The 3,309-nt window shown below is 70.0% G+C and carries 1 protein-coding gene; it reads right to left on the reverse strand.

The features are described 5' to 3' along the window. Nucleotides 1-3,309, reverse strand: a 3,309-nt coding sequence (locus tag AQJ58_RS15715; protein ID WP_107122054.1) for a hypothetical protein, incomplete at both ends; no start/stop codon positions are given.

A 3,309-nucleotide genomic window follows, 5' to 3' on the forward strand; every position in this document is an offset into this window, starting at 1 on the left:
TTTCTCGCACTGTTCGAACAGCGCGTCCACCCGCACGGCGAACTCCCGGAAGACCTGCGCGCCGTCGAGTTGCTGCCGCAGCGTCCGCGGCGAGACCTTGAGCTCTCTGGCCAGGTCCCTTTCACTGCTCGCCACGCCCGTCAACGCCTGGAGTTTGGTCGCGGTGGCGTCCGGTGTGACACGTTCGGTCACCGTGTCGGCGGTGACGGGACGGCCTTCGTCGAGCAGGGCGAGTGCCGCGTGGATCCGGTCGGCCGTCTTCTTCGGCACCTTCGACTCATGACCACCATGGCGGTAACCGCCCACAGCTTTACGGCCACAGCCGAGCACGCCTGCCACGGCGGCCTGGTTTTCCAGGTGGCTGGTGAGGTCCGCGATGGCGTTCTGGAGGGTGGTTCTGCGCTGGCGGACGTGGTTCGTGACGTCGTCGGCGGTCGGTGTGGTGTTCTGCGTCAGGAGCAGGTCGGCGGTTGCCGTGATCCGCTCCGCGACCTCCAGCGTCGGGGAGGAAGTGCCCGCCTGGAGGGATTCCAGGACCTGCGGTGAGACGCCGAGCAGTCTTGGCGTGATGTCGGGGCCGAGCCGGTTCACCAGGTACTGGGTCTCCACCGTGTGCAGAGCGGGGGTGTCGGCCGGTACGGTGGGGAGGCCGTCGGGGTGGACGAGCGCGGCGTGTTCGGCGATCCGCTCGCGCACCACCGGGTCCGGGTTGGGCTTGCCAGACATCCAGCGGTACACGTCGTCCCGGTCCACCTCGACCGTACCGCCGCTGAGTGCGTCGGCCACCGCCCGGAGCGCGGACTCGTCGTCCGCGTGGTTCTCCCGCTCCTTCACGTACAACGATTCCAGGATGTCCCTGACGGACTCGGCGGTCTCCCGTCGCTGCACGTCGCCGGAGGCGAGGCGTCCGTGCAGCCCGTCGATTCTTCCGGCGGCGTCTGCGCTCAGCGGCCTCGTGCCGCTGAGCCATCTGGCCACAGTGGATTGGTTAACCCCCAGTTCCCTGGCCACGGCCACCCCGCTGCCCAGTATGCGGACCAGGTCATTCAGCTGGGACAGGGCGGTCTGGTCGTCGACCGCGGGGGCCGTATCGGGTCCGGTCTGGCCGGGTGGTGGGGACAGGGGCTGGGAGGTGGTGTCCGGTTCGGCGGGCGCGGTGGCCTGTGCGACGGCGGGTTCGGTGTGCTCGGCCGGGGTCGTGGTGGTGGTGTGCAGATACGGGCTGAGGACGTCGGCGATCTGCCGCAGGTGATCGGTGGTCAGGACGAAGTCCTGCCGAGCCGGATCGGTGAAGGGGCCCATCAGGCTGGACTCGCCGTCGGCGAGAACCTGTTCGCCGCGGCCGCCCGGGGTCAGCAGGACACGCGGGTCGGGGTTGTCGTCGATGACACCGAGACCGTGGACGATCTCGTGGACGTAGGCGGCGGGGTGGACGTCCGTGTACCAGGCGTTCTGCACCATGGACCGTCCGGGGCCGGGCAGGCCGACATGCACGGTGACCACGGAGTCGGCATCAGCCGGCGAGTCGACGAAACGTACATCGGCGCGCAGGAGCGGACCCGGCAGGGACGGGCCGGTGACTTGGTCGGGCTGGAGGGCCGGCAGGCGGTAGTCACGCCGGTTGACCAGGTCCCGCAGGGCCGTGCGCAGGCCGTTCTGCAGGGTGGCGAGCTGCTCGGCGGACGCGTCCTGGGCGGTCAGGTGGATCCGGCGAGTGAGGTAAAGGGTGTCCTGCACGGGGGTGGCACCGCGGTAGTGGGCCCACGTGTAGCCGATCCGGGTACGCTCACCGGATCCCTGAGGGCGGCCCACCTGCCACGGCGCGTCGGACTCGACCAGCGCACCGTCGACCATCCGGGTCACCGTGCGGGTGCCGGGCGGGACGGGGGTGAAGGTGAACGCCTCGGGTGTTCCCTCGCCGGTACCGAAGGGGATCCAGCGGTCGGTGCCCACCTCGCCCGATGCCAGCAGCTCACCGCCGGCCTCGTCGGCCTGCTCGTTCTCGCGGCTCGCCGGGAGGCCGGAGTCGCCGCCGTGCACCATGGCGTAATCCACCGCCGGCACGAAGTCGATCGCCATGTCCCCCGCGCCCTCCGGCCCTGACCGGACGGCACGTTCCCCCTCCTCTCCGAGTTGCGCACCGTCCGTGGGATGCGCAGCCGCCGTACCCGCCACGGGCAAAACGCCCGCCGCGGGCGCGACATCGGCGGTTTGGCGGTCGACCACGGGTGCCATGCCGGGGCCGACCTCCGTCATCGCCGTTGCCACGGCATCGCCGGCCTCCATGGTGCGGCGTTCCGGCGCCCTGTCATCCGCGTCCGACGTCACTTCCTCGTACAGCATCTGGGTGTAGTTCGTCATGACGTCGATGAGCGTCCCGGAGTAGTCGGTGTCCATGACGTCGAGCGTCGTCGAGGAGGCGTCCTCCACGCGGTTGTCCTGCTCGTCGCCGAAATCGCCGGGCAGTTCCTCGATCCCGACGGGCTGACCAGGCCAGTCGAAGTCGGGCAGCGCCCACTCGTCCGCACCGGATTCGTCGTTCAGCCGTCGCTGCTTCGCCGGAGACTGTCCCTCAGGGTATTCGGCCGCCCGGCTTGTGGCGGGCCGGGTCGTGCCGGGCTGGACGTGCTCCTCGCCGGTCGTGCTCACGGACTCATGGGACGACGTCTGCAGCCACTGTTCGCTGAGGAAGAGGGCCGCCTCGGTGAACAGATTCTCCGACGATTCCGCGATGTCTGTCTCGTCGCGGGTGAACGGATACGCGGGTGTGTCCGGGGTGGAGTTCCGGTCCTGGTGTGCTGCGGGCGTCGTCGGCATGGGGGCGTCGGGCGTGGTGGGTGAAGCGGTGGCGGGCGTGGGCAAGAGGTCGGTCAGGTCGATGCCGGTGAGTTGGACGGGTGCCTCGGCCGGGTCGATGCCGAGAGACCTCAGTCGTGTCACGAGTGAGTCGTATGCCGTGTCGATCCGGCTGGCGGTGTCCACGGTCAGCTTCTCGGTCTCACGGAAGAGCCGCAGCAGGCGCACCGTCGGTTCGTCGACCTCGAGTCTTCGGGCCGCCTCGGGGGTTCCGAGCCACTGGACCAGGAGGCGCACCTTGTGGCGGGCGTCGTACGGTGTGACGCCTCTCGCCACCGCGTCGGCGGTGACGCCGACGGGACCGTGTTCGTCGAGCAGGGCGAGCGCCACGTCGATCCGGTCGGCCGTCTCCCTGAGCGGGGTCCTCGTCTCACCGAGGCGGAGCTGCGCCACCGCAGCTTCGTTGTTGCGGAGCACGGCGGCGACGTTCTCCTCGCTCCCCAGCCCGTCCCA

The sequence above is a fragment of the Streptomyces sp. DSM 15324 genome (assembly GCF_001514285.1).
Taxonomy (GTDB): domain Bacteria; phylum Actinomycetota; class Actinomycetes; order Streptomycetales; family Streptomycetaceae; genus Streptomyces.